The sequence below is a fragment of the Nonomuraea sp. NPDC052634 genome (assembly GCF_040678535.1).
In the GTDB taxonomy this organism is placed as follows: Bacteria; Actinomycetota; Actinomycetes; order Streptosporangiales; family Streptosporangiaceae; genus Nonomuraea; species Nonomuraea fastidiosa.
In genome coordinates this window covers 2,129,402-2,154,064 of record NZ_JBFATY010000001.1, presented here as the reverse complement: position 1 = coordinate 2,154,064, position 24,663 = coordinate 2,129,402, and the positions used below count along the sequence as shown (strand labels likewise).

At 72.2% G+C, this 24,663-nt stretch carries 28 protein-coding genes, 1 tRNA gene and 1 pseudogene; 12 read left to right on the top strand and 18 right to left on the bottom strand.

Annotated features, from left to right (window positions below; genetic code table 11):
• The first annotated feature begins 67 nt into the window (after nucleotides 1-67).
• From AB0K67_RS09760 to AB0K67_RS09745, 4 genes and pseudogenes are all read left to right on the top strand, one after another.
• Nucleotides 68-511: an SRPBCC family protein gene (locus AB0K67_RS09760; RefSeq protein WP_364055706.1), complete on the top strand. Its 444-nt coding sequence runs from the start codon at nucleotides 68-70 to the stop codon at nucleotides 509-511.
• 202 nt (nucleotides 512-713) lie between these two features.
• Nucleotides 714-1,193 (top strand): hypothetical protein, encoded by a 480-nt coding sequence (locus AB0K67_RS09755; protein ID WP_364055703.1) that lies wholly within the window; start codon nucleotides 714-716, stop codon nucleotides 1,191-1,193.
• Nucleotides 1,124-1,339: pseudogene (locus tag AB0K67_RS09750) on the top strand (histidine kinase); the annotation flags it as partial. The gene AB0K67_RS09755 and the pseudogene AB0K67_RS09750, both read left to right, overlap by 70 nt.
• 193 nt (nucleotides 1,340-1,532) lie before the next feature.
• On the top strand, nucleotides 1,533-2,144 hold the full coding sequence (locus AB0K67_RS09745) for a response regulator transcription factor (RefSeq protein ID WP_364055700.1): 612 nt from the start codon (nucleotides 1,533-1,535) through the stop codon (nucleotides 2,142-2,144).
• 15 nt (nucleotides 2,145-2,159) lie between these two features.
• On the opposite strand, the gene AB0K67_RS09740 is transcribed toward AB0K67_RS09745, so the two are convergent.
• From AB0K67_RS09740 to AB0K67_RS09710, 7 genes are all read right to left on the bottom strand, one after another.
• Nucleotides 2,160-2,843: a hypothetical protein gene (locus AB0K67_RS09740; RefSeq protein WP_364055697.1), complete on the bottom strand. Its 684-nt coding sequence runs from the start codon at nucleotides 2,841-2,843 to the stop codon at nucleotides 2,160-2,162.
• Entirely contained in the window at nucleotides 2,780-3,244 is a 465-nt protein-coding gene (locus AB0K67_RS09735) for a hypothetical protein (RefSeq protein WP_364055694.1), read from the bottom strand. The genes AB0K67_RS09740 and AB0K67_RS09735 overlap by 64 nt, the downstream gene beginning before the upstream one ends.
• Nucleotides 3,245-3,356: 112 nt before the next feature.
• A complete protein-coding gene (locus AB0K67_RS09730; protein ID WP_364055691.1) occupies nucleotides 3,357-4,268 on the bottom strand; it encodes an NAD(P)-dependent oxidoreductase in 912 nt (303 codons plus the stop codon).
• Nucleotides 4,265-4,468, bottom strand: coding sequence for a hypothetical protein (locus AB0K67_RS09725; protein WP_364055688.1), 204 nt, complete (start codon nucleotides 4,466-4,468; stop codon nucleotides 4,265-4,267). Before AB0K67_RS09725 ends, AB0K67_RS09730 begins: the two co-directional genes overlap by 4 nt.
• Before the next feature lies 1 nt (nucleotide 4,469).
• Nucleotides 4,470-4,736: a hypothetical protein gene (locus AB0K67_RS09720; RefSeq protein ID WP_364055685.1), complete on the bottom strand. Its 267-nt coding sequence runs from the start codon at nucleotides 4,734-4,736 to the stop codon at nucleotides 4,470-4,472.
• Between the two features lie 757 nt (nucleotides 4,737-5,493).
• Nucleotides 5,494-5,570: transfer RNA gene (locus tag AB0K67_RS09715), tRNA-Ile, on the bottom strand.
• A 425-nt stretch (nucleotides 5,571-5,995) separates the two neighbouring features.
• The gene (locus AB0K67_RS09710) at nucleotides 5,996-6,928 is read right to left on the bottom strand and encodes a LysR family transcriptional regulator (RefSeq protein WP_364055682.1); all 933 of its coding nucleotides are present in this window, start codon (nucleotides 6,926-6,928) and stop codon (nucleotides 5,996-5,998) included.
• A 104-nt stretch (nucleotides 6,929-7,032) separates the two neighbouring features.
• Between AB0K67_RS09710 and AB0K67_RS09705 the strand changes: the two genes are divergently transcribed.
• Both AB0K67_RS09705 and AB0K67_RS09700 read left to right on the top strand, forming a co-directional pair.
• Nucleotides 7,033-7,251 (top strand): DUF6158 family protein, encoded by a 219-nt coding sequence (locus AB0K67_RS09705; RefSeq protein WP_364055679.1) that lies wholly within the window; start codon nucleotides 7,033-7,035, stop codon nucleotides 7,249-7,251.
• A complete protein-coding gene (locus AB0K67_RS09700; RefSeq protein ID WP_364055676.1) occupies nucleotides 7,248-7,484 on the top strand; it encodes a hypothetical protein in 237 nt (78 codons plus the stop codon). The genes AB0K67_RS09705 and AB0K67_RS09700 overlap by 4 nt, the downstream gene beginning before the upstream one ends.
• Nucleotides 7,485-7,622: 138 nt before the next feature.
• Here AB0K67_RS09700 and AB0K67_RS09695 read toward each other — a convergent pair whose 3' ends face one another.
• On the bottom strand, nucleotides 7,623-8,324 hold the full coding sequence (locus AB0K67_RS09695) for a hypothetical protein (RefSeq protein ID WP_364055673.1): 702 nt from the start codon (nucleotides 8,322-8,324) through the stop codon (nucleotides 7,623-7,625).
• Nucleotides 8,325-8,472: 148 nt separating this feature from the next.
• On the opposite strand from AB0K67_RS09695, the gene AB0K67_RS09690 reads away from it, so the two are divergent.
• The gene (locus AB0K67_RS09690) at nucleotides 8,473-9,291 is read left to right on the top strand and encodes a putative hydro-lyase (RefSeq protein ID WP_364055670.1); all 819 of its coding nucleotides are present in this window, start codon (nucleotides 8,473-8,475) and stop codon (nucleotides 9,289-9,291) included.
• On the opposite strand, the gene AB0K67_RS09685 is transcribed toward AB0K67_RS09690, so the two are convergent.
• Nucleotides 9,254-11,473 (bottom strand): excinuclease ABC subunit UvrA, encoded by a 2,220-nt coding sequence (locus AB0K67_RS09685; RefSeq protein ID WP_364055667.1) that lies wholly within the window; start codon nucleotides 11,471-11,473, stop codon nucleotides 9,254-9,256. The genes AB0K67_RS09690 and AB0K67_RS09685 overlap by 38 nt on opposite strands.
• Nucleotides 11,474-11,525: 52 nt before the next feature.
• Between AB0K67_RS09685 and AB0K67_RS09680 the strand changes: the two genes are divergently transcribed.
• Nucleotides 11,526-12,137: a TetR/AcrR family transcriptional regulator gene (locus AB0K67_RS09680; protein WP_364055664.1), complete on the top strand. Its 612-nt coding sequence runs from the start codon at nucleotides 11,526-11,528 to the stop codon at nucleotides 12,135-12,137.
• Here the strand turns inward: AB0K67_RS09680 and AB0K67_RS09675 are convergent.
• From AB0K67_RS09675 to AB0K67_RS09665, 3 genes are read right to left on the bottom strand one after another with little or no spacing between them, the layout of a single operon-like run.
• Complete coding sequence (locus tag AB0K67_RS09675) at nucleotides 12,091-12,675, bottom strand: ATP-binding protein (protein WP_364055661.1); 585 nt, start codon at nucleotides 12,673-12,675, stop codon at nucleotides 12,091-12,093. The genes AB0K67_RS09680 and AB0K67_RS09675 overlap by 47 nt on opposite strands.
• A gap of 23 nt (nucleotides 12,676-12,698) precedes the next feature.
• Nucleotides 12,699-13,088, bottom strand: a complete 390-nt coding sequence (locus AB0K67_RS09670; RefSeq protein ID WP_364055658.1) for a PPOX class F420-dependent oxidoreductase — start codon at nucleotides 13,086-13,088, stop codon at nucleotides 12,699-12,701.
• A 55-nt stretch (nucleotides 13,089-13,143) separates the two neighbouring features.
• Nucleotides 13,144-14,055, bottom strand: coding sequence for an aryldialkylphosphatase (locus AB0K67_RS09665; RefSeq protein ID WP_364055655.1), 912 nt, complete (start codon nucleotides 14,053-14,055; stop codon nucleotides 13,144-13,146).
• Between the two features lie 148 nt (nucleotides 14,056-14,203).
• Between AB0K67_RS09665 and AB0K67_RS09660 the strand changes: the two genes are divergently transcribed.
• A complete protein-coding gene (locus tag AB0K67_RS09660) occupies nucleotides 14,204-14,668 on the top strand; it encodes a TIGR02611 family protein (protein ID WP_364055652.1) in 465 nt (154 codons plus the stop codon).
• Between the two features lie 61 nt (nucleotides 14,669-14,729).
• Entirely contained in the window at nucleotides 14,730-15,698 is a 969-nt protein-coding gene (locus AB0K67_RS09655) for a hypothetical protein (RefSeq protein ID WP_364055649.1), read from the top strand.
• A gap of 45 nt (nucleotides 15,699-15,743) precedes the next feature.
• Here AB0K67_RS09655 and AB0K67_RS09650 read toward each other — a convergent pair whose 3' ends face one another.
• The gene (locus AB0K67_RS09650) at nucleotides 15,744-16,064 is read right to left on the bottom strand and encodes a co-chaperone GroES (protein WP_364055646.1); all 321 of its coding nucleotides are present in this window, start codon (nucleotides 16,062-16,064) and stop codon (nucleotides 15,744-15,746) included.
• 75 nt (nucleotides 16,065-16,139) lie between these two features.
• On the opposite strand from AB0K67_RS09650, the gene AB0K67_RS09645 reads away from it, so the two are divergent.
• Entirely contained in the window at nucleotides 16,140-17,396 is a 1,257-nt protein-coding gene (locus tag AB0K67_RS09645) for an ArgE/DapE family deacylase (RefSeq protein ID WP_364055643.1), read from the top strand.
• Between the two features lie 77 nt (nucleotides 17,397-17,473).
• On the opposite strand, the gene AB0K67_RS09640 is transcribed toward AB0K67_RS09645, so the two are convergent.
• From AB0K67_RS09640 to AB0K67_RS09630, 3 genes are read right to left on the bottom strand one after another with little or no spacing between them, the layout of a single operon-like run.
• Entirely contained in the window at nucleotides 17,474-18,280 is an 807-nt protein-coding gene (locus AB0K67_RS09640) for an ABC transporter ATP-binding protein (RefSeq protein WP_364055640.1), read from the bottom strand.
• Nucleotides 18,280-19,287 (bottom strand): iron chelate uptake ABC transporter family permease subunit, encoded by a 1,008-nt coding sequence (locus AB0K67_RS09635; RefSeq protein ID WP_364055637.1) that lies wholly within the window; start codon nucleotides 19,285-19,287, stop codon nucleotides 18,280-18,282. Before AB0K67_RS09635 ends, AB0K67_RS09640 begins: the two co-directional genes overlap by 1 nt.
• Complete coding sequence (locus tag AB0K67_RS09630) at nucleotides 19,284-20,384, bottom strand: iron chelate uptake ABC transporter family permease subunit (RefSeq protein WP_364055634.1); 1,101 nt, start codon at nucleotides 20,382-20,384, stop codon at nucleotides 19,284-19,286. The genes AB0K67_RS09635 and AB0K67_RS09630 overlap by 4 nt, the downstream gene beginning before the upstream one ends.
• Before the next feature lie 89 nt (nucleotides 20,385-20,473).
• Here AB0K67_RS09630 and AB0K67_RS09625 point away from each other — a divergent pair, with 89 nt between their 5' ends.
• Nucleotides 20,474-21,493 carry an ABC transporter substrate-binding protein gene (locus tag AB0K67_RS09625; protein WP_364055631.1) on the top strand — a complete coding sequence of 340 codons (1,020 nt, stop codon included), beginning with the start codon at nucleotides 20,474-20,476 and terminating at the stop codon, nucleotides 21,491-21,493.
• An 11-nt stretch (nucleotides 21,494-21,504) separates the two neighbouring features.
• Here the strand turns inward: AB0K67_RS09625 and AB0K67_RS09620 are convergent, their stop codons facing one another.
• Both AB0K67_RS09620 and AB0K67_RS09615 read right to left on the bottom strand, forming a co-directional pair.
• Nucleotides 21,505-23,919 (bottom strand): helicase-associated domain-containing protein, encoded by a 2,415-nt coding sequence (locus tag AB0K67_RS09620; protein WP_364055628.1) that lies wholly within the window; start codon nucleotides 23,917-23,919, stop codon nucleotides 21,505-21,507.
• A 78-nt stretch (nucleotides 23,920-23,997) separates the two neighbouring features.
• The gene (locus AB0K67_RS09615; RefSeq protein WP_364055625.1) at nucleotides 23,998-24,495 is read right to left on the bottom strand and encodes an ATP-binding protein; all 498 of its coding nucleotides are present in this window, start codon (nucleotides 24,493-24,495) and stop codon (nucleotides 23,998-24,000) included.
• Between the last annotated feature and the right edge of the window lie 168 nt (nucleotides 24,496-24,663).

Here is a 24,663-nt window from a genome sequence, read left to right as displayed (position 1 = left end):
CGGCGGCGAACCAGTGGCGGCCGGGCGGGGCCAGCGCGTACGGAATACTTGCAAGCAGAGGAGAACCATGCCCAGTACGACGTTCAGCAACGTCTTCCACGTCCCTGCCCCGCCGCCCGCGGTGCTCGCGCATCTCAGCGAGCCGTCGAGCTACATCGGCCTGTCACCGCTCGTGGTGGCGGTCCGCGACGTGCGCAAGGAGCCCGGCGTGACCCGGTACGTGTCGGTGGAGCGCTTCCGCTTCCTCGGCTTCATCACGTACGACAACCTGATCGAGGTGACGCTGCGCACCACCGAGGACAGCGTCGAAGGCGAGGTGGACAGCCCCGGCGGCGTGCGGCTCGTCTACCGGTTCCGGCTGACCCCCGACGGCGCGGGCACCGAGGTGGAGGACGTGCTGACGGTGCACGCCACGCTGGCCCCGGTGCTCTGGTACGCCGCCCGCAAGGCCCGCCAGGTCCAGCTCGCCCGCGCCGGCATCCTCGCCGCCCGCGCCGCGACCCTGACCTGAGCCTGACCGGAGACCGACCAGGCGTCGAGCCCGCCGGGCTCGACGCGTTCCACCAGGCCGAGACCGCCTGGCTTACCGGCACGGGACGGCGGCAGGCTCCCGGCCGCGCGCCCGGGAACACGATGACCCGGCGACCGCTCCGCTGCCATCTCCCCCTGCCGGGGGAGGGCACTTCCGGGGGCGTCGGCTAGGGTCGGGCCACGTGAAGCGCCACCTCACCCAGGCCGTGCGGGCCGGGGTCTACCAGCTGCTGGGCGCTGCGCTGTTGTCCCCGGTCGCCGCGGCGCTCGGCTTGCTGATCCTGACCGCGCTGACGCCGGGACGCGTACTGGTGCTGTGGGCGGCATGTCTGCCCGCCTCGGTGCTGCTCGCGATGCTGCCGCTGACGCGCCGCCTGGAGGTGGCCGCGCTGTCGGATCTGCTCGACGTCGTCGTGCCCGAGCGCGGTGACCGCCTCTACCTGGTGGCCCTGACCAGCCTGCACCTGTACGTCGGCGCGACGCTGAGCGCGGCCGTGCTGGCCCTGTCTCCCGGGCTGCTCCCGCGGGCGTGGCGGACGGCTCCGGTGAGGTGGCCGAGGTGCTGCTGCTCGCCGCCGTCGTGCTGGCCGCGATGGTCGCCGCGGGTCTCGGCCAGCGCTGGGCCGCGCGCCGGCTGCTGCGCTCAGAGCCGTCCCAGCTGATCGACGAGCTCGGCCGCCGCCAGTCGCTCGCTCTGGAACTGCACGACTCCGTCGGCCACGCCCTCAGCGTCGTCCTCGTGCAGGCCATGGCGGCCGAGGCGGCCCTGCAGCGAGCCGCCCCCGCGCTCGCCGCGCAGTCGCTCGGACACCTGACGGCCACCGCCCGCGATGCCCAGCAGCAGCTCGACGTGCTGCTCAGCGTGCTCGACGACGGCACGACGGGCAAGACGCCCACCCTGGAGGCGCTCGGCACGCTCACCCGCGGCCTCGACGTCAGGGTCAGCGCCGACCCCTTGGACAGGGTGCCTGTCGCGGCTCATCCGCTCGGGCTGGGCCACCATGCTCTCCCTCCACGACGACATCGAGGTGACCGCCGAGGCCGCCGACGGCCGCGCGGCGGTCACGGCCGGCGCCGGCGCGGACGTCGTGCTGATGGACATCCGCATGCCCGGGATGGACGGCCTGACCGCGACGCGGGAGCTGGCCCGCCGCTCCCCGAGGACGCGCGTCATCGTGGTCACCACGTTCGAGAGCGACCAGCTCGTCTGGGGCGCGCTGCGCGCGGGCGCCGCCGGGTACGTGCTCAAACGCTCGCCCGCCGGCGACCTGGTGGAGGCGATCCGCCTGGTGCACCGCCGCGACGCGGTGCTCTTCCCCGACGCGCTGCGCCGCATCGCCTCGCCGCACGTCGGCTCGGCCCGGCAGCGCGTACCGGTCGAGCTGACGCCGCGCGAGCTGGACGTCCTGCGGCACATCGCGCTCGGACAGAACAACGCCGAGATCGCCTCGGCGCTGCACGTCACCAGGGAGACGGTCAAGACGCACGTCGGCAACCTCCTGGACAAGCTGGGCGCCCGCGACCGCACCCAGGCCGCCGTGCTCGCCTACGAGCTCGGTCTCGTCGGCACCGGCGTCGCGGAGACGGCGGAGAGCCTCTGGCATCGAGAATGACCCGGGCCACCCCGATCAGGGCCGGACATGGTCCGCCCGGCGACGCAGCCAGTAGGCCAGGACGGCTCCGGCGAGCAGCACACCCCACAGCGGGTACGGCCAGAGCAGCAGCGCCACAGGCTGACCGCGCACGACGGAGTCGATGACGAGCCCCGGCGAGGCCAGGCAGCAGATGCCCGCGACCGTCCCTCCGGCGATGACCGGCAGCCGCACCGGGACGGTACGGCCGTGGACGATCGGCACCCAGCGCGGGAACACCTCGCCCCACCTGCTGATCAGCCCGAGGGTCAGCACGGCGCCCCCCAGCGCGGCGAAGGCGAGAAGCAGCCCCTGGAGCCGGGTGTCGGCCGCGAGCGGCCCGGTGACGCCGGAATCGGTGGGCCACGGGGTCAGCCAGGTCAGCCGGTACAGCGCGTACGGAAGCGGGCACATCGCCGCCCCGATCGTGGCGACGCGTCCCCACCTGACGGCGGACTCGGGCCTGATCCAGCGCGACGGCTCGCCCGTCCTGAACGCCTTCGCCGCGATCACCGTCCACACCGCGCAGGCCACGGCATTGGCCAGCGTCCAGCCGAGCCGCCCGCCGTACGAGGCGAAGTCCCTCGTGATGTTGCCCATATAGCGTCCCACCAGGCTCAGCGCACCGAACCCGGTGACCGTGTCCGCCACCGCCAGGACGGCCAGCGTGGCGACGCCCACCAGTCCGGACCACTTCCCGCGCACGGCCGCCACGACCACTTCCCGCGCACGGCCGCCACGACCACGACACCGAGCAGCGCCACGGGCCCCAGGATCGCCACACCATAGGCCGCGACCGACATGATGCCGGCGTCGGAGAGCACCACACCGAAGAACAGCAGCTCGGCGACCGCTCCGGCGCGCACCAGCGGCCCCGGCCCGACGATCACCGCCAGGCCCACGAGCCCGGCGGCCACGGTCATCGGGCCGGTCACGTCGTGCTCGAGCAAGTGCGTGAGCGACACCGTGACCCGGTCGGCCGCGCCGAACGGGTAACTCGCGGGGGTCGTCCACCACATGATCCCCACCGCGGTCACGGCGATCGACAGGAGTGCGCCCAAGATCCGGATGCTTCTGGTCATGCTGGTCACGCTAGGAACTCGCGGCCGTCGTCACCTCCCCCATCTGGGGGAAGGCGCGGAACCGGCCTTGCGCGGGCGCATCGCCCGCCGGCACGGTGATCCTGGACGGCGTCTAGGCCAGGCCGGCCAGCCCTTCCCGGTAGGACGGGTAGGCGGGCGTCCACCCCAGCTCGTCCTTGGCCAGGCCGGTGCTCAGCCGCAACCGCGTGCCCACCATGAGGGCGTACATGTACGGCGTGGCGCGCAGCAGCCATCCTGGCACCGTCAGCGGGACGGGACCGCCGGCCGCCCTCGCCAGCTCCCTGACGTACTCGTCGAACCGGACCGGATGGTCGTCGGCGATGTTGTAGGCCCGGCACGGCCTGCCGCGCTCCAGGGCCGCCACCGTGGCGGCGGCCGCGTCCTCGATGTGGACGAGCGAGACGGTGCTCGCGGGGCGGGGGACGGGAAGCAGCCGCCTCCTGGCCATCCTCACCAGGCGCCAGGTGGTCGGTTCCGGGCCGTAGAACATGCCGTAGCGCAGGGAGATGCCGCCGATCGCGAACACCTGCTCCTCGTTGGCGCGCATCGAGCGCATGTGCGGGTCGAAGGCTCCCTGGCCGGGTTCGGCGAAGGGGCGATCCTCGGTCACCGGCTCGTCGCCGTGGTCGCGGTAGCCGTACCCGAGGAAGAACGACTGCGTGAGGAACCTGCGGGCGCCGACGAGCCCGGCGGCCTCCACGAGGTGCGCGGTGCCGCGCTCGCGCAGGGCGTCGGTGGCGTACAGGGCGCGGTGGAAGAGCGGGAGCCCCGTGATCGCGGTGGCCTGATGGATGACCGCGTCCGCCCGCAGGCCGTCGAGCGCGGTCAGGAGCGCGTCACGGTCCATCACGTCCGCGACGACGGCGGTGGCACCCGCATCGGCGAGCCTCCGGGCGCCCGCGGCGGATCTCGTGATGCCGCACACCTGGTGACCGGCGGCGAGCAGCTGACGTACCAGGACCGAGCCGAGCGTGCCGGTCGCGCCGGCGATCAGCACGTTCACGCGCCCGCCCCCTGACCCGCCCGGCGGGCGGACGGCACGCACAGCCCGGCCACCAGCCCGATGCCGATTTGGAACACCCCGGCGTCGCGCCGGAAGCGCACGCGGTTCGGCCGGCCGGCCCAGGCGGCGAACCCGGCCGGATCCAGCCACGCCGACACACCCGCGACCAGCAAAAGGACGATCCTGATGAGGACGTTCATGTCAGACCTCCACACTCTCGCCGGCCTCGACGTGCCCGCGCGCGGCCGGCCCGTCGTACGGATGATGCGCCGGGACAGCGTGCCCGAAGCAAGGAGACAGACGCGGGGCGGCAACCCAGACGCTCGCCGCGCGGGCGAAGCAGTCCGCAAGCCCGATGCCGACGAGGGCGCGGACGAAGCCGTCGCCCGCGACGCCGGCCCAGGCGTGCGGCTGGACGAACGCCCACACGAAGTGCATCAGGGGGCGATGATCAGCCAGGGGACTCACGAAGGGCTCCTTCTACCAGCACTTCAAAGGCATCCGCGGCGATAAGTCCGACTCGCTCGCCCACATCGGGGCCGAGCATACCGGCCGCCTCATCGCCGGTGCGGACAAGCCACCGGCGCGAGCGGCGACAAGATGCACACCCTTCCCGACCTGGTGCTTGGAAGCCCACGCGGGCAGCCGGAACCTGGAGACGGCCGTACGCGCCTGGGCCCGGCAGAACGCGACGTCCAGGCGTTCCAGATATGCGTTGACCTCATGCGCATGGACCATCTGCGCTCGCTGTGGCTGGAACTCGGCGGCGGACCTGACGAGGCCGACGGCACGCGACCCCTCCGACGCCCGGCCGCCCGATCGACACGACCTGTGCCGCTCAAGACCTCGCCGCCGAAGGCACCTCTGCTGCTCAGGACGGTGCCGCTCAAGGCACCTGCTGCTCAGGACGGTGTCGCTGAAGGGATCTGCTGTCAGGGCCTAGCCGCTGAAGGCGCCGGTGCCGACCGATTCTGCGGCGGCGGCTCTCCGCGCACCACCACCAAGGCTCGCATCCAGACGCCGCGGCATTCGTCGTCGTCGATCACGGCGGACTTGTACACGACCGTGCGTGCCGGAGTTGGCGCGAGAGCCTGCGGAGGCGAGCGGCGCGATGGTGCCGCGGGCGGTCCGTGAAGGGTGACCGTCCTGAACTGATCCCCTCGGTCTCCCTGCGCCCGGATCGGGGGCTCCCCCGATCCGTGATCAAGGAATCCGCTGGTCAGCGTGGTAGGGCGGGTGGGACTTGAACCCACGACCCACGGATTATGAGTCCGATGCTCTGACCGGCTGAGCTACCGCCCCTGGATGAAGTTGTGTCGCGTGCGGCGCGGCGAGAAGGATCTTGCCGTGGCCTGGCGCTAACCAAGGCTAGAGCATCGGATCCGGTCGTGGTGCCGGGCCGGGCGGGAGAAACGGGCTCCGCCGACATCATTCCACGTCTTCCGGGCTTGGTGGAGTGCCAGACGATCATATTCTCCGTCGGCGTAGCGCCATGCGTGGCTGGTCGGGGTGGGGTGAGCGGGGACGGGGGCGGTAGGAGCCGGTCAGAGCGGGACCGAGGCCGGGTACGGCGGTCGCCGTGGCCTCTCGTCGGTGCCGGCCTCCGGCCTTATGGGAGCGGGGGTCGGCCTGCGGCCTCGTGAGACCGCGGCGGGCCTGTCCGGCCTTATGAGCCGGCGGGTCGGCGGTGCGGTCAGGCGGCGTGGCTCTCTGACGCGGATGCGGTGCTAGGGGGTGGTGCCGTAGCCGGGGTTGCGTACGAGCCAGTCGGAGTACACGGGGCTGCGGCGTACGGCGTCCCGATGCGCCTGCTTGGCCTGCGAGATGACCCACTCGGCCTCGGGGGCGGTGGGGTGGCGGCCGAGCAGTTGCCGCCAGCGCAGCGGCACTCCCTCCAGCGGCACCATGACCAGGCCCGGGGCGGCCTGGTGGGTGGCCTGGCACAGGACGACGGCCCGGCCGACCTGGGCGAGGTGGGTGCAGGTGGGCACGTCGGTCTCGTAGATCGTCCCCGGCGTGAACCCCGCCCGCGCGCACGCCATCGCGAAGCAGTCGGCGAAGCAGCCGTCGCCCGGCGTCACCGCCCACTGTTCGTCGGCGAGGTCGGCCAGCGACACCTCTTTCTCCCGCGCGGCCGGATGATCCTCGGAGACCAGCAGGAACACCGGGTCGATGCTGATGGTCTCCCAGAGGAGCGTTCCGGTGGGGGTGCCGGAGTCGCCGCAGGCACCCGTGAGCACGTAGTCGAGGCGGCCGAGCTCGACCATGCTGTTCAGCTCGTACGTCGACCACGACGTGTACGTGCTGACCTTCCGCTCGGCGGCGAGGCGGTCGACCAGGCCGCCCAGGATCGGCCCGTTGGTGGCGCCTATGCGGAAGCTGGGGGAGGGGGCCTGAGCGAAACGTACGGCTTCGTCCTGCAGTTCCTTGGCTGCGGGGAGAAGCACGCGCGCGCGGGCGAGCACGAGTTCGCCGAGGCGGGTGGGCCTGGCGCCGTGGCGATCACGCTCGAAGAGGGCGCCGCCGAGCGCCCTCTCGATGCGCTTGAGCTGCGCGGTCAGGGCCGGTTGTGCCAGCCCGAGCAGGGAGGCGGCCTTACTCACACTTCCCGCGTCCGCGACCGCGCGGACGATCCTGAGGTGCCTTAGCTCGAGGTCCATAACGGGAAGGTAAAGCGACGACATCTTACAGACAATGCCTAATTGTCAGGAAATGTGACAGATGTTGTCCGAACGTTCCTGGGTAGGGGGTTCGCATGACGACGATGGGAATTGATCCGGCTCAGCTCAGCGACGAGGACGTCGTGCGCGAGCTGCGCCAGCTGCACGCCACCAGGAGCGACACCTTCTTCCACGGATCGGACGACGCCCTCGTCCACCACACCTCGCGGACCAACGAGCTCGAGGCCGAGTACCTGCGCCGTTTCCCCGACAGGGAGGTCGACCCGGCCAGGCTGAGAGAGGGAGCGAGACAACGATCATGACTGACAGGCACGATGTGCAGGCCCTGTCGGACGTCGACATCTACGTCTACGAGGCCGTCGCCGCCCAGACCGTCGAGTCCGGCGGCGCGTGGCTCGACGGGTTGACGCACGCGTCAGGGCTGAGCGAGGAGGAGGTGCGGGAGAGCCTCGCGACGTTGATCGGGCACGGGTACGTGGTGCCGCAGGGCGACGGCTACGGGCTCGGGCCGCACACCTTCGAAGTCGAGTACTGAACCGCACACGTTCGAAGTCGAGTACTGAACTCCACCAGTCCCGGCGCCGCCGTCAGCTCACCTTGTGGTCGCTGCCGGCGATGGTGTCATGCCGCCGGCCCATGCGCGGGTCCCCTGCCGGCCGGCCCCGCCGCCCTTTCAGAGCGGGTCGGTGGTGAACGATGACAGTGCTCTGAGCACGCCTGCGCGCTCCGCCGTCAGCCGCGTGGCCAGGCGGGACCGGCCATGGGACGCGGTGCGGGCGCTCGCCGGCGAGGTGCCTGCGGGCGGCGACGTGTGCGACGACCGAGCCGAGCACGGCGTGCACTCGGTCCACGCGGGAGGGCAGCGGGGCGTCCCGGGGCCGGCGAGCAGGGTCTCCGGGTCGGGCAAATTGAGGTCGCGCAGCCAGGAGAGCAGCTCGTACCCGGCCGCCTCGCCGACCGCGCCGGTGACCAGCTCGGCCCGTACCTCGTCGGGGGCCTTGATCGTGTGCGCGAGTGCGATGGCGGCCGGCTCCCAGGTGCGGGGGCTGGGCCAGGCGCGGGCGGGCCCGTCGGGGACGTTGAGCACCGGCTCGGGCCGTACCCGCAGGAAGGCGCCCACCAGCGCCCGCGTCCGGTCCACATCAGCGCAGACGCCGTAGCCCTCAAGGGACGGAGTGGAGAAGCCGCCGGTGAACCCGTCGGCGACCGAGGCGGCGCTGACCGTCCAGTCGAGGTGGATCAGCCGGTTGGCCAGCGGTGCCGGCAGGTCCCACCCGTCGGCGGCCTGCTCGGGCGGGTTGGCGGCGGCGACGATGCGTACGGAGGCGGGCAGCGTCAGGTCGCCGACGGCCCGTTCGAGCACGACCCGCAGCATCGCGGCCTGCACGGCGGGCGGGGCAGGCTCGCCGTGACGGCGACGGACAACGCGTCCAGGGTGCACAACCCCCTGAAGCGGGTCACCGAAGTTGACGCAGATATCATCGTCAACTTAGGTTGACGGACACGAAGATGTCAAGCCCGCGATGGTGGACCGGCGCACCCCGCGCTCTTACTGTCGAGAGGTGAACGTCGCCGACCTGAGCCCCGCGCAGGCGCGGGAGCGGTTCCGTTCCGGCGAGCGGGGGCCGACCGCCGGCTGGTGCCGGGGCTGGACGCAGGCCAACCTCATCGCCGTGCCCAGCGAGCTGCGCTACGACCTGCTGCTGTTCGCCCACCGCAACCCGCAGGCGTGCCCGGTGCTCGACGTGGGCGAGCCGGGGGCGTACTCGACCGAGCTGTTCTCCGGTGACCTGCGCACGGACCTGCCCGGCTACCGTCTCTACCGCGACGGCAGGGCGGTGGCCGACCTGGACGAGGTGGTGGAGGAGTGGCGGGCGGATCTGGTGCCGTTCCTCATCGGGTGCAGCTTCACGTTCGAGCGGGCGCTGCTGGCCGCCGGGGTGCCGGTGCGGCACCTGGAGGCGGGGACGAACGTGCCCATGTACGTCACGTCCATCCCCTGCGAGCCGACCGGCAGGCTGTCGGGGCCGCTGGTGGTGTCGATGCGGCCGGTGCCCGAGAAGCTGGTGGCGACCGCCGTCGAGGTGAGCGGCCGCTACCCGAGGGTGCACGGCGCGCCCGTGCACATCGGCGACCCGGCCGCCATCGGCATCCGCGACCTGGGCGCGCCCGACTACGGCGAGCCGGTCGAGGTGCGGGACGGCGAGGTGCCGCTGTTCTGGGCGTGCGGGGTGACGCCGCAGCAGGCGGTGCTGGCCGGCGGCGTCGAGTACGCGATCGGCCACCTGCCCGGCCACATGGCGATCATGGACGTCCGAGACGACCGCTATCGAGTGACCTGACGAGATATTTCGCCGTGTAGGTGGAGGCGGAGCACAGCTCGGCCGGCGTGCCCTCGAACATCACCTCGCCACCGAGCCGCCCCGCCTCCGGCCCCATGTCGATCACCCAGTCCGCGTGCTTGACCACGTCGAGGTCGTGCTCGACCACGATCACCGTGTTGCCCGCGTCCACCAGCCGGTCGAGCAGCGCCAGCAGCGTGTCCACGTCGGCCGGGTGCAGCCCGGTGGTCGGCTCGTCGAACACGTAGACCCGGCCCCGCTCCCGCAGCCGGTGCGCCAGCTTGAGCCGCTGCCGCTCGCCGCCCGACAGCGTGCTGAGCGGCTGCCCCAGCGTCAGATAGCCGAGCCCCAGCTCCACCAGCCGGGCCACGCCCGGCAGGCCGAACAGCTCCGCCGCCTCCTCGGCCGTCATCGCCAGCACGTCCGCGATCGTCCGCCCGGCCAGCCGGTACGACAGCGCCTCGGCGTTGTAACGGCTGCCCCCGCACGCGTCGCAGACCCGGGTCACCGGATCCATGAACGCCAGGTCCGTGGTGATCTCACCGCGCCCCTTGCACGCCGGGCAGGCGCCCGCCGAGTTGAAGCTGAACAGCCCGGCCGGCACCCCGTGGGCCTCGGCGAACATCCGGCGCAGCGGGTCCATGGCGTCGAGGTAGGTGGCGGGCGTGGAGCGGGACGAGGCGGCGATGGGCGACTGGTCGATGAGGATCGTCTCAGGGTGCTGCTCGACCAGCTCCTTGCGGACGAGCGTGCTCTTGCCCGAGCCGGCCACCCCCGTCACGGCGGTCAGCACGCCGAGCGGCAGGCGCACGGTGACGTTCTTGAGGTTGTGGGCGCTTGCGTCCGCGACGGTCAGCCTGCCGGACGGCCGGCGGACGCGCTCCTTGAGCCCGCGTGCGCGCCGCAGCATGCGCCCGGTCAGCGTGTCGCCCGCGGCGAGGCCGGACACCGGGCCCTCGTAGACCACGCGGCCGCCCGCCGTACCCGCGCCGGGCCCCATGTCCACCACGTGGTCGGCGAGCGCGATCAGGTCGCGGTCGTGCTCGACCACCAGCACCGTGTTGCCCTTGTCGCGCAGCTCGAGCAGCAGATCACCGAGCCGGTGCACGTCGCGCGGGTGCAGGCCGGTGCTGGGCTCGTCGAAGATGTACGTCATGCCGGTCAGGCTGCTGCCCAGGTTGCGCACGGTCTTCAGGCGCTGCGCCTCGCCGCCCGACAGCGTGGGCGTCTCCCTGTCGAGGCTGAGGTAGCCGAGCCCGACGGCGTCGATGCGGCGCAGCGTCTCCACGGCCGCCTCCGCCACCGGGTCGTCGAGCCCTTCGAGCACCTCGATCAGGGAGGTGACCTCCATCGCGCAGTAGTCGGCCAGGTTGCGCCCGCCGATCGTGGAGGCCAGCGCGGCGGCGTTGAGCCGGGCGCCGCCGCAGGCGGGGCAGGTGCGCTCGGTCACGTAGGGGCGGGCCTCCTCGTCCACCTGCTCGCGGGCCCGCTTGAGGTAGAGGCGCTGGAAGCGGAGCGCGACGCCCTCGTACGTGTTGTCGTACTTGCCGCGCTTGACCTTGAAACCGCTGCCGTACAGCAGCAGCTCGCGCTCGCGCGGCGTGAACTCGCGCAGCGGCTTGGCCGGGTCGAACAGCCCCGACCGCGCGTAGATCTGCCAGGCCGCCGAGCCGATCGGGAGCAGCGCGAGCGCGCCCTCGTCGAGCGAGCGGTCCTCGTCGATGAGCTTGCCGAGGTCGAGCTCCACCTTGCGCCCCAGGCCGTCGCACTCGGGGCACATGCCCTGCGGGTCGTTGAACGAGTACGCCGTCGCCGGGCCGGCCGACGGCTCGCCGCGCCGCGAGAACAGCACCCGCAGCAGCGCGTGGACCTCGGTCATCGTGCCCACCGTCGAGCGCGCGCCGCCGCCCACCGGCTTCTGGTCCACGACGACGGCGGCCGTCAGATTGGCCATGCGCTCGGCCTTGGGCCGCTCGTGCTTGGGCAGCCGGTGGCGGACGAACGCGCTGAACGTCTCGCCGAGCTGCCGCTGCGACTCCACGGCGATCGTCCCGAACACGATGGACGACTTGCCCGAGCCGGACACGCCGGTGAACACCGTCAGCCGCTCCTTCGGCAGCCGCAGTGAGACGTCCTTCAGGTTGTTCTGCCGCAGGCCGATCAGCTCGATGTCACGCGACACGGTGGCACACCCCCATAGCTTTGGCTAACAGTATTAGCCTAAGCTAACGGGTATGACCGACATTCCGGATCGGCGGGCCCGCCGCAGGGCCGAGACGCAGGCGGAGATCCTCGGCATCGCGCTCGACGTCATGGCCGAGGAAGGCGTGGCGGGGCTGAGCCTGGCCACCGTCGCCAGGCGGCTCGGGGTCCGGCCGCCCTCGCTGTACAAGTACTTCCCGTCGCGGCACGCGGTCTACGACGCGCTGTTCCGCCAGGGCCAGGAGGGATATCTCGCCGCCGTGCGCGGGCCGGGCGGGCAGGGGCTGGCGGGGGTGGGCGCGGCGCTGGAGGCCGGCGCCCGGTGGATCATGGACAACCAGGTGCTGGCGCAGCTGCTGTTCTGGCGGCCGGTGCCCGGCTTCACGCCCTCGCCCGAGGCGTACGCGCCCGCGCAGGCCGTACACGAGCACTTCCGCACGCTGATCGAGCAGGCCGTCGAGCGCGGCGAGCTGCACCCCGACGCCGCCGGGCCCGAAGGGCTCGACCTCGCCTCCTCCCTCATCGCCGGGGTCGTCTCGCAGCAGCTCGCCAACCAGCCCGGCGTCACCTACGAGCAGGGCCGCTTCACGCGGCTCGTCAGCCGGCTGCCGGACGTGCTCGCGGCGGTATACCCGCCGCCGTGAGCTGCTCGCCGATCGCCGGCGCGCCCGGCCGGTTGTCGATCTCCAGATGCGGTACGGCGGGCGGCTCGTCCACCCGGATGTTGCGCAGGTAGTCGTCGAAGGCGGCGAGCTTGCCCGCGTCGCGCGAGAGCCCCCTGGCCACCAGCCGCTCGCGCAGCGTCGGCCCGTCGGAGCGCACCCACAGCAGCCGCACCGGCGGCCCGCCCAGCTCCGCCACCCACCGCTCCCAGCGGGCCGCGTCGTGCACCTGCGCGGTGAACGGGCCGTCCAGCGCGACCGGGCAGCCGTGGCCGCGGATCTGCCGGGCGATCCTGGTCAGGCCCGCGTACTCGTACCGCTTGATGTGCTCGTCGTACCAGGGGCCCTCGCGCTCGCCGTCGGGGCGGCCGTGGGCGCGCAGCACCGCGGCGGCGAAGTCGCCGTACACGGTGTCCTTGTCGAGCAGCGCGGGCACCGGGTCGAGCCGGGCGAGCAGTTCCGCCGCGACCGTCGACTTGCCCGCGCCCGGCGGCCCGCTGATCACCCATACGGTCGTCATGCGATCACCGTACGCGGGTCCGGTCAAACGGTGCGGCTCCGCCGGTCGCCGTCCAGGCCCCAGGAGATGACCTTGGACGGGGTGATCCTGATGACCTCGCGGGAGAAGTACGGTAGCGGCGGGTCCACGTCCGCCAGCGCCTGGGCGGTGCCCCTGATCTCGATCCCGCGCACCACCCACGGGTCCACCGAGGCCAGGTCGTCCACCACGAGCGCCACCGTGCTGCCCTGCCGCACGTTGGCGAACTTCTTCGACCTGCCCATCGCGTGCCCGCCGATGGTGATCGTGCCGGTCCCGGCGTCGACGAAGAAGCCGACCGGGTTGTTCTGCACCTGCCCGTCGGGGGCGACCGTGGCCAGGCGGCCGAGCCGCTGACCTGCGAGATAGTCCAGTTCGGCTGCTGTGAAGATCATGCGGCTCAGTCTGCAACCTTGACTTCGGTTGAGGTCAAGGGCGAGGGACGACGGGTCAGGAGGCGAGGCCCTCGGTGAGCCAGCGCAGCGGGTTGTCGTGGGTGATCGAGCGGATCACCTCGTCGCCGGCACCCGCCTCGCGCAGGCGCGGCAGCAGCGCGTCGAACAGGTCGGCGTAGCCGGGGCCGTCGTAGCGGCGCACCTGGGCGACCCGGCTGAGACCGGTGCTGAGCAGCAGGCGGCCGGCGTGGCCGTCCTCGATGAGGCCGAGCGCGATCCTGGCCGTCTCGTCGGCGCCGCGGGCGAGCGAGCCGAGGGAGACGTACGCCCCCGCCTCGGCGATCTTCCTGGCCGTGCCGAGGTCGCCGCCCGTGTAGCCGACGGCGACGCGGGAGGCGGGCAGGTTCTGGCCGAGCAGGATCTCCAGCAGCGCGAACGCGTTCCTGCCGTGCGTGGCGACCGGCAGCCGGGTGCGCAGGGACGCGCGGGCGGCGGCGATCAGGGCGCGCTCCTCGAACGCGGTGGGCTCGGCGCCCCAGCAGCCGACCTCACCGATCACGCCGGGGAAGACGCCGGTGCCGTCCAGGCCGCTGAGGATCTCCTCCATGAGGCGGGCGGTGAGCTTGTCCACGTCGGCGTCGCGGGTGTCGCTGAACGGCTGAGCGTACAGGCCGGTGGAGGCGATGACCGGGACGCGGCTGGCCGCGGCGATGCGGGCGAGCGCGGCGGCGTCGCGGCCCATGCCGATGCAGGTGAGGTCCACGACGAGGCCGAGCCGTCCGGACAGGCGGAGCTCGCGCAGCTCGGCGGCGACGGTCTGCTCCTCGTCGAGCCACCGGTGCGGGTCGGAGTCGATGCCGACCGCCCAGCGCATGTCGTTACGCAGGTGCTCGTGGGGGAGTACGGCGCCGTCGATGGCGTCCAGGCGTACAGGGCCGGTGACGGTACGGAGCAGAACATCGGGCATAGCAGACATTAACCGATGTTTGCCTGGCATGGCCTGCTTGAGCAGGAAATTTTACGGAAAACGGCGTTTCAATGCCTTGCTAGTCATCTGCAAGTGGCGGCGAAGGACGGGCCGTATCCTGGGGTGCACACCGACTGCAGGGGGACGTGTGCAGGTACAGAACTCCGACACCGGCGACGCCGACGTGGTGAAGGACGAGGCGGCCGCCCGCTCCAGCATGCCCGCACGCCGCAGGGGCCTGCACGGCTGGCTGGACGGCATCAGGGCCACGCGCACGGGCGCTCTCACGCTGAAGATCGTGGTCGGCCTGGTCGGGACCGTCATGGTGGTCGGCGGGCTGATCATGGTGCCGTTCCCCGGGCCCGGCTGGCTGGTCGTGTTCGCGGGGCTCGCGGTGCTGTCCACGGAGTTCCACTGGGCGCGCAAGCTGCTGGAGTTCGGCAAGCGCACGCTGCACGCCTGGACGGAGTGGTACAAGCGGCAGGGCTGGATCGTCCGCATCCTGGTGCTGATCGTCACCGCGGCCTGCGCCGCGGTCATCGTCTACGCCGGGCTGCGCACGCTCGGCATCGACATCATCAAGCTCGGTCTCGGCTTCGTCCAGACCCGATAGGCCCAGACCTGATAGGCATCGCTGCGGAAATCCGGCGATCGGCCTGTCTAGTCTGCGGGACGTGATCGCTCACCTTGCCGCCGCACTGACCTTATCTGTTTCTGCATCCGTCTCTGCAAGCGTCTCCGCCGTGCCCGCCGCCGCCCAAAGCGCCGCCGACCTGCGGTTGCCGGGCACGAACGGCATGACCTACCGCGAGCAGCAGGGCGATCCCGTCCGCCTGTCGGCCTACGGTCTCGGCACCAAGCGCACCTACCTGCGCACGCCCGCGGGCAACGCCTTCACCTGGGAGAAGAACCTGTCGGAGGTGTCGGTCGAGCCGGGCGGCACGCTGACGGCGGGAGTGCCGGCCGCGTACCGGTCCGGCTACGACTCCCTGGTCGTCACCGACCGCGCCACCGGCCGCAGCACCACCATCCGCACCGTGAAGAAGCCGCTGACCGCCTCTTACGCCTCCTGGTCACGCGACGGCAGGCGGGTCGCGCTGACCGTCGAGCAGAAGGTGCGCGGCGCCTGGCAGGTGCTCGGCTTCACGGTGGTGGACGTCGCCGCCAAGCAGGCGCGCACCGTGCGGATCTCCGGGCTCAGCCCCAAGGCGGGCTTCTGGTGGAGCCCCGACGGGAACCTGGTCGCGCGCCACGGCACCGGCCTGCGCGTCCACCGGCCGTCGGACGGGGCGGTGCTGCGCACGTACGCCGGCGCCGGCCTGCCCACCGGCCCCGAGGACGCCTACTCGCCGTCGGGCCGGCGGCTCGCCACCTGGTGCCCGGCCCGCTTCAAGGAGCCGATCTGCCTGGTCGACGCGGCCACCGGCACGATCGCGCGCAGGGTGGCGGCACGGCCGGAGGCGGTGTTCGGCTGGTGGGACGAGAGCCATCTCATCGCCGTCATGGCGCAGGGGAACGCCCACCGGCTGGCGGTGATCGACTTCAGCGGGAAGGTGACGCGGGTGCTGGCCGGAGTGCCGGCCGAGACGTGGGACTCGGACCTGTGGCTCTCCTTCACGCGGACGAAGCCGCAGGGATCATAGGGAGCCCGCGAGTCACGGGGGAGTGAGGGGTCGGACGGGCGCTGATCAGAGGTAGAGGCCGGTGCCGTGGTCGGTCTCCTGGGTGGCCACCGCGTGCAGGTCGCGCTCGCGCATCACAAGGTAGACCTGCGCGTGGATCTCCACCTCGAACTGGTCTTCGGGGTTGAACAGCACCTTGTCGCCGACCTTGACCGAGCGCACGTTCGTGCCGACGCCGCAGACCTCGCCCCAGGCCAGGCGGTTGGCCATCTTGACCGTCGCGGGGATGACGATCCCGGAGCCGCTGCGCCGCTCTTCGGCCTCCGGCTCCATCTTGATCATCACGCGGTCGTGCAGCATCTGAATCTCGAACTTGGGCTCTTCCACGGCTCAAGTTTACGAGCAGGCGGACGCACCGGGCTCCAGGACGGTGGCCCGCGCACCCGTGAGAAGGTGTGCTCCATGCACGACGTGGAAGCCCGGGTCCTCGATGCCATCGACGAGCCCGAGACCGTGAACCTGCTGGCCGAGACCGTCAAGGTCCCCAGCGTGACCGGCACCGACGCCGAGTCCGAGCTGCAGCACCGCGTCGCCCGCCTGCTCACCGAGGCGGGCATGGACGTGGACGTCTGGAAGCTCGATCTGCCCGACCTGACCGCCCGCCCCGGCTTCCCCGGCACCGAGGCGCCGAGGAGCGAGGGGTACGGCGTCGTCGCCGTCACCCCCGGAGGCGAGGGACCGCCCGCCCTGGCACTCCAAGGTCATGTGGACGTGGTGCCGACCGGCGACCTCGCCAAGTGGGCGGGCAGCGACCCGTTCGCCGCCCGCATCACCGGCGACGTACTGCACGGCAGGGGCGCCTGCGACATGAAGGCCGGCCTGGTGGCCAACCTGGCGGTGGCCCGCGCGATCCACCGCGCCGGCGTCAAGCTGGCCAGGCCGCTGGCCGTGCACTGCGTGATCAGTGAGGAGGACGGCGGGCTCGGCGCGTTCGCCACCCTGGCCAGGGGGCACACCGCCGACGCCGCGGTCATCACCGAGCCCACCTCGGGCGCGGTGATCACCGCGAACGCGGGCGCGCTGACGTTCCGCATCGAGATCGCGGGAAGGGCCGCGCACGGCGCCACCAGGAACGAGGGCGTCAACGCGATCGAGGCGTTCTGGCCGGTGTTCGCGGCGATCAGGCGGCTGGAGGCCGAGCGCAACCGCGACGTGCCCGAGCTGTTCGGCGACAACAGGCTGCCGTACCCGATCGAGGTGGGCACGGTACGCGCGGGCGACTGGGCGAGCACCGTGCCCGACCTGCTGGTCGCCGAGGGGCGGCTCGGGGTGCGGCTGGACGAGGACCCCGCGCAGGCGCGGGCGGCGTTCGAGTCGGCGATCGCCGACGTGTCCGACCCCTGGCTGCGGGCCAACCCGCCGGTGGTCACCTGGCCTGGCGGGCAGTTCGCCAGCGGCCGGCTGCCTGCCGGGCACGAGCTGCTCGGGCAGGTGCGCGACGCGGTGGCCGCCGTCACGGGCACGACCCCGGCTGAGACCGCCGCACCGTACGGGAGCGACCTGCGCCTGTACGCGGCGGGCGGCATCCCGACCCTGCACTACGGCCCCGGCGACGTCCGCTTCGCGCACGCCCCCAGGGAGCAGGTGCGGCTGAGCGAGATGCTGGAGGTGACCCGCGCGATGGCGCTGCTCGCGGTCCGCCGCTGCGCAGCCCGCTGAGGAGCGGCCCCGAGGGACGGCCCTGAGGGACGGCCCTGAGGAAGGGCACTGAGGAAGGGCACTGTAGACGCGACCGGTCAGGCGGTGGCGGCGGCGACCCGGCGGCGCGCCTCGGGGACGATGAGCGGGGTGCCGGTCTGCGGATCCTGGATGATCTCGCACCGCAGGTCGAACACCTGCTCCACCAGCTCCGGGGTGACGATCTCCGTCGGGTCGCCCGCCGCGACGATCTCGCCTGCGCGCATCACGATGAGGTGGGTGGCGTACCGGCACGCCTGGTTGAGGTCGTGCAGCACCGCCACCATGGTCCGGCCCGCCTCGTGCAGGTCGGCGCACAGGTCGAGCACCTCGATCTGGTGGGAGATGTCCAGGTACGTGGTCGGCTCGTCCAGTAGCAGGATCGGCGTCTCCTGCGCCAGCGCCATGGCCAGCCACACCCGCTGCCGCTGCCCGCCCGACAGCTCGTCCACGATCCGGTCGGCCAGCCCCGCCACGTCGGTGGCGCGCATGGCCTCGGCCACCGCCGCCTCGTCGGCCTTCGACCACTGCCGCATGAGCTTCTGGTGCGGGTAGCGGCCGCGCGCCACCAGGTCGGCCACGGTGATGCCGTCCGGCACGATCGAGCTCTGCGGCAGCAGGCCGAGCCGCCGCGCCACCTCCTTCGACGGCAGCGAGGTGATCACGCTGCCGTCCAGGTGCACCGCCCCGGCCTTCGGCTTGAGCATCCGCGCCAGCGCGCGCAGCAGCGTCGACTTGCCGCACGCGTTGGGGCCGATGATCACGGTGAAGGACGCGTCGGGAATGGTCACGCTCAGGTCGGTGGCCACGACGCGCTGGTCGTAGGCGAGGGTGAGGCCGGTGCCGGACAGGCGGGAGGAGACCATCAGTGGCGGTCCTTTCGCAGAAGCAGGACGAGGTACGTGCCGCCGATCGCGGCGGTCAGCACGCCGACGGGAAGCTGGGTGGGGGCGAGCAGTCGCTGCGCGGCCAGGTCGGCGGCGGTCAGCAGCACGGCGCCCATCAGCGCGGATGACGCCATGGTGACGCCGGGTGAGCGGGTGAGCCGCCGGGCGAGCTGGGGCGAGGCCAGCGCGACGAAGGCGACAGGGCCGGCCGCGGCCGTGGCCACGCCGGACAGCAGCACCCCGGCCGCGATGGCCGCCGCGCGGACCACCTCGACCCTGATGCCCATGGCCCTGGCCGCGTCGTCGCCCATCTCGATCATGCGCATCGGCCGCGAGATCGCCGCGCACAGCGGCAGCAGCACGGCCAGCGCCAGCGCGACGGGCACCGCGTGGTCCCAGCCGCGCCCGCTGAGGCTGCCGGTCAGCCAGGCGCCCGCGGTGGCCGCGTCGTTGATGTTCGCCCTGGTCAGCAGGTACGAGTTGACGGCCAGCAGCAGCGCGTTGGCCCCGATGCCGACCAGGACGAGCCGGTAGCCCGCCACGCCGCCGCGGTAGGCGAGCAGGTACACCAGCGCGGCCGTCGCCACGCAGCCGAGCAGCGCGCCGCCCGCGATCACCAGGGCGGAGCCGCCCGCGACCACGGCGAGGATGCCGCCGGTCGAGGCGCCCGCGGTGAAGCCGATGAAGTCGGGGCTGCCGAGCGGGTTGCGGGTCAGGCTCTGAAAGATCGCGCCGCTCAGCCCGAACGCGGCCCCGACCAGCAGCCCGGTCACCACGCGCGGGGCGCGCAGCTTGCTGACGATCAGCTCGGCGACCGGCGTGCCCTGGCCGAACAGGGCGTCGATGATGTCGGGCACCGGCACGGTGAACTCGCCCGTCGCCAGCGCGGCCACGCTCACCGCGCAGCCGATCAGGATGAGCAGGACGGTGACGAGCAGCGCGCGGGGCGCGAGCCGTACGGACCAGGATCCGACGCGGACGTTCACAGCGCCGCCACCCGCTTCCTCCTGGCCATGAGGATGAAGATCGGCGCGCCGATCACCGCCCACACGATGCCCACCTGCACCTCACCCGGCCGGGCGATGAGCCGCCCGATCACGTCGGCGCCGAGCAGCAGCACGGGCGCGGCCAGCGCCGAGTACGGCAGCACCCACCGCTGGTCGGGCCCCACGGCGGCGCGCACCGCGTGCGGCACGATCAGCCCGACGAACCACAGCGGCCCCGCGGCGGCGGTGGCCGCCCCGCACAGCAGCGTGACCGCCACGCCGGTGAGAATCCGCGTGCGGTTGACCGCCACGCCGAGCGCCTTGCCCGCGTCGTCGCCGAGCGCGAGCATGTTGAGCGGCCTGGCCAGCAGCAGGCCCAGCACCAGCCCGGCGGCCATGAACGGCGCGAGCCGCACCAGCGTGTCGGCCGTCTGCCCGGCCAGCGAGCCGGTCAGCCAGAACCGCATGCGGTCGAACGTCTCCGAGTCCATGCGCAGGATCGCCGACGAGATCGCGGTGCACACCATGCCGAAGGCGACGCCGGCCAGGGCCAGGCGTACCGGGCTCGACCCCGAGCGGCCCGACGAGGCCAGCGTGTACACGATGAACGAGGCCAGCGCCGCGCCGCCGAAGGCGAACCAGAAGTAGACGGTGGGGTCGCCGAGCCCGAACAGGCCGAGCGCCAGCGTGACGCCGAGCGCCGCGCCCTGGTTGATGCCCAGCAGGCCGGGGTCGGCGAGCGGGTTGCGGGTCAGGCTCTGCATGAGCGCCCCGGCCAGCCCGAGCGTCGCGCCGACACCGAGGCCGAGCAGCGTGCGGGGGACGCGCAGTTCCCGGATGACCGTGTGGTCGCTTGAGCCGTTCGGGGCGATGAAGGCGTCGATCACCGTGCCGAACGGCACCGACCGCGCGCCCAGCGCCACGCTGGCCAGCGCGACCAGCACCAGCACCCCGAACGTGACCACCAGTCCCGCGACCAGCACCGGAGGCCGCCGCCCGGCTTTAGCGTCGGGGACGCCGCCGGTGCCTGCGACGGGTTCGCTCACGGCCAGGCCCGCCGCCTCTGCGGCGTCGGCCGTTTCCTCAGCCGGGCGCACCCGACCCCCTCTCGTCGTAAGTCAAACTTAGGCAAGGCTAATCTAATGGTCCAGCAAGCAGACAAGGCCAGGCAACTGAGGAGATGCACATGTCGGGACCGGTACTGCCGCGCAGGGGTTTCCTCGCGGGCGCGGCGGGGATCGCCGCGGCCCTGACACTCGCGGCGTGCGGTGAGGGCGGCGGCACGGAGGCGGCGCCCGCCTCGTCCACGGGCGCGTCCGGCGCGCCGTCCGCGCAGGGGTGGACGTTCACCGACGACCGCGGCAAGAAGATCGACCTGCCGAAGGTCCCCACCAGGATCGTCGCTCAGGTCGGCGCCGCCGCCGCGCTGTGGGACTTCGGCGTCCGCCCGGTCGGCGTGTTCGGCCCGCACAAGCTCGCCGACGGCGGCAAGGACCCGCAGGTCGGCAACGTCGACATCACCAAGGTCACCGGCCTTGGCAACGTCTGGGACGAGTTCAACGTCGAGCAGTACATCGCCCTGCAGCCCGACCTGCTCGTCAGCAGCATGTACGTCAAGGGCACCCTGTGGTACGTGCCCGAGAAGTCGAAGGACACCATCGAGCAGGTCGCACCCACGGTCGGCGTCATGCTCACCGGCAAGAGCGCCACCGAGGTCATCGGCACCTACGAGAGGCTCGCCCAGTCGCTCGGCGCCGACATGGCGGGCGTGCCGGAGGCCAAGGCCCGCATGGAGGCGGCCACCAAGAAGCTGGCCGACTTCAAGGACCTCAGGGTGCTCATGGTGTCGGGCGGTGCCGACGCGTTCTGGGTGGTCAACCCGCCCGAGTACCCCGACATCGTGCACCTGACCAACGCCGGCCTGAACGTCGTCAAGCCTGACAAGGTCGACGAGGGCGGCTTCTTCCAGACGCTGAGCTGGGAGAACGCCGACACCTACGACGCCGACGTGATCCTCTACGACACCCGCACGCAGGCGCTCAAGCCCGAGGAGATGATGAAGAAGCCCACCTTCGCCAAGCTCCCCGCGGTCAAGGCCGGCCAGCTCTACCCGTGGGCGGCCGAGGCGCCCTTCAGCTACCACGGGTACGCCGACTTCCTCGAGGACCTGGTGGAGAACCTGGCGAAGGCCAAGCCGCTGAAGTAGCGCGCGCCGCGTCAGTAGGCGCCGCGCACCTCGACGATCTCGGCGAGCGGGAACTCCAGGTAGTCGCCCGCCTCCTCGCACCAGGCGTCGAGCGCGGCGCCCTTCAGCTCCCCGTGGCTGATCGTCGCGGTCAGCCCGTCGGCCAGCGTGATACCGGCCCGCACGCCGCGATCGACCACGAACCCGAGCAGCGACTGCTGCGCGGTCGGCAGCCGGGTGGCCATGCGGCCGATGATGGCCCAGGTGCGGCCGTTCTTGTCGTCCTCGGGGCGGTCGGCGGCGAGCAGCCTGCGGGCGTGCTCGTACGGGTCGGGCGCGGGCTCGGCCAGCATGTACGGCGGCGTCTCGGTGATGCCGGGAAAGTCGGACAGCTCGGCCACCTGGCCGCCGGGCAGCAGGATGAGCTTGCCGCCCGCGGGCTCCTCCGGCTTGGCCCGGTGGACGGTGATCTCCCCGGTGTCGGAGACCGGCACGGGGGAGTAGCCGACCTCGCGCAGCGCGGCCAGCGTGCGGTCGGCGGGCGCCTTGCTCACCAGCACCGTGGGCGCGAGCAGCCGCAGCCCGAGCCGGCCGAGCCGCCGGTGCGCGGCGATCTCGGCGAGCAGCGCCGGGTCGGCGGCCTGCACGACGCAGCCGACCGTGGTCACCGTCACCTCGCCGTGGCGGCGGGCGGTGTCGCGGATCAGGTATTCGAGCGGCTGCGGAATCGTGCCCACGGCCGCCAGCTCGTCGAGCAGCTCGTCGGCGTCGTAACCCTGGTCGAGCGCCCGGCGCACGCTCTCGGTGGTGAAACGCCACACCGAGGCCGCGCCGCGCGACTCGCGCTCGGCGGTGCGGTCGAGCAGCGCCGCCAGCTCGGCCGACGGCGGGCCGGTGACGACGGCGGTCAGGTCGGGGCCGAACAGCGCGCTCCTGCGGACGCTGGCCAGCGCCCGGGTGGCCGCCTCCGCCAGCACCGGGTCGTGCTCCACCATGGGGACGGCGTCGTCGTTCTCGCCGCCCGGCTTCGCGGTGAGCCCGGCCAGCGCCCGGCCGAGATCGGTCAGCGCGTTGTTGGCCAGCAGCCCGAGCAGCCTGGCCTCGTCGAGCACGGCCGGCGCCGACGAGCGCAGCAGCGCCACGTCGAGCAGCGGCGCGTGCCAGTGGACTGCGGTGATGAGGCTGTCGCGATCGGCGAACGCGGTGCCCGCGGGCAGGTGGGCCAGCACCGACAGCACGGCTCTGCGGATCTCGGCCAGCGTGCCGCCCGCGGGGTCGTCGCCGAGCACGGTGCCGTACTTGCCGTCGACCTTGCGCAGGGACGAGCGCTCCATGCGCCACCAGGCGGCCAGCAGCACCCGCAGCCGCGCCGAGCCCTCGTCCAGCCGCCACCGGTCGAACCGCTCGGTGGGGATCATGCCGCCGGACGGCTCGTCCCAGGCCAGCAGCCTGGCCACCGCGCAGATCTCCAGCAGCAGGCGGGTCTCGTCCTCGTCGCAGCCGGTCTCCTTGGCCACCCTGCGCACCTCGCGCACGCCGACGCCGCCGGTCTTGAGCAGCGGCAGCGGGGTCTTGGAGGTGTTGTCGAGCAGCGCCGCGCAGCGTTCGACGACGTGCGGCGCGGCCAGCGTCATGAGGTGATCGACCTCTTCCGGGTCGATCGGGATCGTGGCGATCTCGGGGGCCACGGGCTGGAAGGGCGGGTGGTAGCCGGGGCCGCGCAGCCTGATCGCCACCTCGCGGGGGATCTCGGCGACGTGCCAGCTCGGGCGGAAGAGCAGGCCGTGGTCGGCGCACCACTTCTCCGGCGTGCCGGGGGTGACGAACCTGCCGCCGTCGACGTCGAGCGAGGGGCCTTTCCAGGCGAAGCGTTCGAGCAGCTCGGCGGTGCCCTGGGGGGCGGAGCCGAGGAGCGCGCGCAGGCGGCCGGCGTCGCTCAGCGCCTCGATGACGCGGGTGATCGTACGGCGCTTGTTGCCCTGGACGGGCAGCCCGAGCGAGCGGGCGAGCGCGTGCAGCGCGTCGTTGCTGATGGACCAGGAGTTGAGGTAGTGCTCAAGCGGCTCGCCCAGGCTGAGCGGGGCCGACCAGTGGCGGGCGACGCCTTCGGCGAAGTGGATGACGCCGTCGTCGCCGGGCCAGGCGAGGGCGTGGTCGTAGAGGTGGTCGAGCCAGGAGGTGACGTGGTCGAGGTCGCTGTCGAGGAAGCGGGCGAGGGAGTCGGCGGTGGGGCGGCTCATGGCCAGTGCGGCCTCGGCGAGCTGCAGGCAGGGGAGTGGCAGCCGGCGCAGGGTCTCCATCACGGCGAAACCGTTGCCGAGCCGCTGGGCGAGTGTGTCGAGACGGCGGGGCCAGGGCGCGGCGATGGCGTCGGGCCTGTTGGCCAGGATGCGCCCAAGCCTGTCCTCGTCTAGTGTTCGTAGCCAGCCGAGCAGGTGATCTTCCATCTGTCAGCACTCTCATGGGGTCGCGCGCGGGACTCACCGTGAGCCATGACCATCCACGGTAATGCAGATCACCCCCGGTCAGGAGAGGACTGCCCAGACGATCTTTCCGCGGGGCGCGAGTGCGGACCAGCCCCAGCGGAGGCTGAGCGATTCGACGATGTGGAGTCCGAGGCCGCCGGTGTCAAGGGGGCCAGGGTATCGCAGCACCGGCACCGATGAGCCTGGATCGGTGAAGGCGCTGGTCACGAGATGACCGCGGCGTACCAGGGAGAACTGCACCGAGCGCCGCGCGCTGTCGGGGTCGTCGAGGCACAGGCCGTGGCGCAGCGCGTTGGTGGCGAGCTCGGAGACCACCAGCTCCATGTTCTCGGCCATGTCATCGAGACCCCAGCCGGCCAGCGTGCCGGAGCTGAAGCTGCGAGCGGAGTGTACGGAGGACGCCGTGGGCGGAAGGACGAACGTGGCGCTGGCCGACGGGCCCGGGACCAGAAGGTCGCGAGCCGCCTCGGGCCACCAGCCGATCGGGGGCCACCAATCGAACGTGGTCCACTGGCCGTGCGCCGGGGTGGATTGCACGTGATCATTCTGCGTCAAACTCTCGTGCAGGTGCAAGAGCGAATGCACGTGCAGAGTGAGCGTGCACACGCTACGGTTCTCTTCAAAAGGTCAATTTGCGGGAAAGGGGATCTTGTCCGCGGCCATGATCTTTCGGCCGTGAAGTGACACACTTGGTGGCAAGGAAAC

Excerpts from the sequence above, each read along its gene's own strand:
- AB0K67_RS09670 (WP_364055658.1), bottom strand. The coding sequence starts at position 13,088 with ATGATCTTCACAGCAGCCGAACTGGACTATCTCGCAGGTCAGCGGCTC.
- AB0K67_RS09745 (WP_364055700.1), top strand. The coding sequence starts at position 1,533 with ATGCTCTCCCTCCACGACGACATCGAGGTGACCGCCGAGGCCGCCGAC.
- AB0K67_RS09760 (WP_364055706.1), top strand. The coding sequence starts at position 68 with ATGCCCAGTACGACGTTCAGCAACGTCTTCCACGTCCCTGCCCCGCCG.
- AB0K67_RS09665 (WP_364055655.1), bottom strand. The coding sequence starts at position 14,055 with ATGCCCGATGTTCTGCTCCGTACCGTCACCGGCCCTGTACGCCTGGAC.
- AB0K67_RS09705 (WP_364055679.1), top strand. The coding sequence starts at position 7,033 with ATGGGAATTGATCCGGCTCAGCTCAGCGACGAGGACGTCGTGCGCGAG.
- AB0K67_RS09700 (WP_364055676.1), top strand. The coding sequence starts at position 7,248 with ATGACTGACAGGCACGATGTGCAGGCCCTGTCGGACGTCGACATCTAC.
- AB0K67_RS09625 (WP_364055631.1), top strand. The coding sequence starts at position 20,474 with ATGTCGGGACCGGTACTGCCGCGCAGGGGTTTCCTCGCGGGCGCGGCG.
- AB0K67_RS09645 (WP_364055643.1), top strand. The coding sequence starts at position 16,140 with ATGCACGACGTGGAAGCCCGGGTCCTCGATGCCATCGACGAGCCCGAG.
- AB0K67_RS09695 (WP_364055673.1), bottom strand. The coding sequence starts at position 8,324 with ATGCTGCGGGTCGTGCTCGAACGGGCCGTCGGCGACCTGACGCTGCCC.
- AB0K67_RS09710 (WP_364055682.1), bottom strand. The coding sequence starts at position 6,928 with ATGGACCTCGAGCTAAGGCACCTCAGGATCGTCCGCGCGGTCGCGGAC.
- AB0K67_RS09675 (WP_364055661.1), bottom strand. The coding sequence starts at position 12,675 with ATGACGACCGTATGGGTGATCAGCGGGCCGCCGGGCGCGGGCAAGTCG.
- AB0K67_RS09620 (WP_364055628.1), bottom strand. The coding sequence starts at position 23,919 with ATGGAAGATCACCTGCTCGGCTGGCTACGAACACTAGACGAGGACAGG.
- AB0K67_RS09640 (WP_364055640.1), bottom strand. The coding sequence starts at position 18,280 with ATGGTCTCCTCCCGCCTGTCCGGCACCGGCCTCACCCTCGCCTACGAC.
- AB0K67_RS09725 (WP_364055688.1), bottom strand. The coding sequence starts at position 4,468 with ATGAACGTCCTCATCAGGATCGTCCTTTTGCTGGTCGCGGGTGTGTCG.
- AB0K67_RS09680 (WP_364055664.1), top strand. The coding sequence starts at position 11,526 with ATGACCGACATTCCGGATCGGCGGGCCCGCCGCAGGGCCGAGACGCAG.
- AB0K67_RS09690 (WP_364055670.1), top strand. The coding sequence starts at position 8,473 with ATGGTGGACCGGCGCACCCCGCGCTCTTACTGTCGAGAGGTGAACGTC.
- AB0K67_RS09735 (WP_364055694.1), bottom strand. The coding sequence starts at position 3,244 with ATGACCAGAAGCATCCGGATCTTGGGCGCACTCCTGTCGATCGCCGTG.